Raw genomic sequence first — 2,480 nt, 5'->3', positions numbered from 1 at the left:
AGGGTGTAGGTCGGTTTATACCGGCGCGAGGGTTCGAATCTCTCAATCTCCGCTTTGATAAAGCACATTGATATATATCAATGTGCTTTTTGTTTTGGCTATTTGTCAAATCCTGTTGATGAATAGTTTGTAAAGAGAGCTAAGCAACTAGAAAATAGTTATTTGGCTCTTTTTCTTTTACAATATTTTCTTCGAGTCTAATTCTAATTAAAAGGTGACTAAAATTTCTATAGCCATAAGCAGTCCGCTCAATTTGCTTAATCTTCCGATTGACACCTTCAAGACAACCCTTAGAGTAGTTAGAAGATATACCGTTTAGGACACCGGTATAATTATGCTTAAAGGTCAGTAGTGGTTGATGCATCTGCTTGCCTACAGTGTGTTTTGAGTTAAGCAAGTGAATAATCTGTTTTGAATAGCAGCCATAAAGTCCTGCATAATCCAATATGTATTTTTGAGATCTTTGTTGCACTCTAAGCCGTCTAAGACAACATGTTCCTGAGTGAGATAGTCTTTAAAGTGCCAATCGTAGTAGGGAGTAGTCTTATTAAGTTTGTCATATTTCATGAGATAAAGCTTCCAAGGAGATTTTAAAAGCTTATATTCATGGCTTTGCTTTTTAAATTGCTTCATAATTTGAACACGTAAACTATTGAAAGATCTAGTAAGCATTTGAACCATATGAAAACGATCAATAACAATCTGAGCGTTTGGAAATAATTCTCTAGCAATTACTAGTCATTGAACGATCTTCAGTAAGAGCAGAAAGTATTTTTCGCTTAGACGTGTTAGAGATATAGCAGCCTTTATTAATAAGATTAGATTGAGCCATAGATCTTTTTAAACAGTCATTGCCGAGAACACGTTGTTTTCTTAATCTGATAGTAACGAGCTTACTAGCATCAGCAGTAATGAAATGAATGTTAGAAACGTAATGACCATTATGCTTAAGATTAGTAGAACGACAATAAGGACAAGTAGGCTGGATCAGCTCAGCTAAATATATTTTGTAAATCTTACTGTTAATATTTTCATTTGAATAATCAGAAAAAATAATGTTTTGATCTTCAGTATCAAGAGTAAATTTAATATAATCATTTAAAGAGGACATAGTTTGAATCTCCATACACTTAATTGAATTGGTCGAAGAAGGATTTTAAGTTAAGGGAGGCTATGGCCTCTTTCTTTATGCAATAAAAAATCCTGTCGATAGAATATCATAGATATTCATCAACAGGAAAAAGTATAGAACCTTTGTTTTGTATTATGTGTCTCTGTAGCATATGAGAATTAATCTAGTGTTAGCATTTTTAGAGAAGTGTGATGTCCTAGTTTTACTGAAAAAATGTCTCTTTAATATTAATTTGAATTAAATTATTTATAGAGATTTATAGAATGTAAGGCACCTAGAGCGTCTTTTTGTTTAAACATAGGAAGTTATAGCAGTTAATAGTCGTAGCAGACTACCTAATCGTAAGAAATAATATAAATAAGAAGATAATCGAATTGTTTAAAAGTAAATAAAAACGATCTTCAAATAGCCAATGCTATAAGAAGATCGCCATTGCATCAGTTCAAAAACTGATACGTAAAAAAATTGATCCTATCAAATATAATTACAACGTAGTCACAGAAAATAAAAGACTTTAGCTGAAATCAAATAATCAACTTAGGTACAGCAACCTATGAAAAAAAGTATAAGTTTTCATAGGCTTATTTCACATACTTTTATTTTTTAGTTAAATCAATAACAAGATTCAAGTAAGGAAAATTAGAAAATTAGTATAATCAACCATTAATTAGCTAAATAAAGTGCTGAGAATACTTGAATTGTGATAGAAAAAGGCACATTTATAAAAAACGTGCGCATCTATAAATAATTAAAAAAATTAGTTTTGAGACTTTAATTCTTTTAGAAGGTTAATGATTTCAGTATTTTGTTTAATCAAAATCCAATTTTGAAGTTTGATTGTATCTTCTGCAGATGGGTTTTTCATTAAATCACTTTGAGCGGCTTTATTAAGAAGAGATTTATAAGAAGAGTGGATACCTTGTAATTCGTGTTTAAATAAGTAGGTATCAGTTAACTTATCGATATAGGCAGTTACTTGATTGGCATCTTTTTCAATTAATTCTTCTTTTTGCCATGGTGTTAATTTTGCATGATCTTCACAGATAGAATTTCCATCAGCGAGTTTGATCGTATTCTTACTTTTTTCATTATCTATAATGCATTTATTTTGAGACATAGAAACACCTCCATATATGCACAGTGTAACACTTTGTAGGCGGTAGAAGATAGAAAAATGCAATAAAATGAAAAAAATACAAATTAGGGGTTGCATCATGTGATTGTTTTTAGTAATATAGTTATTGCTGATGCGGAGAGTGATACAAAACAAAGCGTCAAAAAAGTTAAAAAAACTTGTTGACAAAGCTTTCCAAGTCAGGTATGATTAATAAGTACGTTAAAAAACGTA

1 protein-coding gene and 2 pseudogenes are annotated in these 2,480 nt (G+C 30.8%); 1 reads left to right on the top strand and 2 read right to left on the bottom strand.

What is annotated here, in order from left to right; all coding sequences use genetic code 11:
• Nucleotides 1-139: 139 nt before the first annotated feature.
• Nucleotides 140-1,111 (bottom strand): annotated as a pseudogene (locus FD18_RS09400) (transposase).
• 413 nt (nucleotides 1,112-1,524) lie between these two features.
• Here FD18_RS09400 and FD18_RS10160 point away from each other — a divergent pair.
• A pseudogene (locus FD18_RS10160) lies at nucleotides 1,525-1,650 on the top strand (IS110 family transposase); the annotation flags it as partial.
• Nucleotides 1,651-1,889: 239 nt separating this feature from the next.
• Here FD18_RS10160 and FD18_RS06175 read toward each other — a convergent pair.
• Nucleotides 1,890-2,249: a hypothetical protein gene (locus tag FD18_RS06175; RefSeq protein WP_057719085.1), complete on the bottom strand. Its 360-nt coding sequence runs from the start codon at nucleotides 2,247-2,249 to the stop codon at nucleotides 1,890-1,892.
• Nucleotides 2,250-2,480: the final 231 nt, after the last annotated feature.

Origin of the sequence: Lactobacillus taiwanensis DSM 21401 (assembly GCF_001436695.1) — a bacterium.
GTDB lineage: Bacteria > Bacillota > Bacilli > Lactobacillales > Lactobacillaceae > Lactobacillus > Lactobacillus taiwanensis.
Note: the sequence above shows the minus strand (reverse complement) of the source record. Positions and strands in the feature narration are given on the sequence as shown.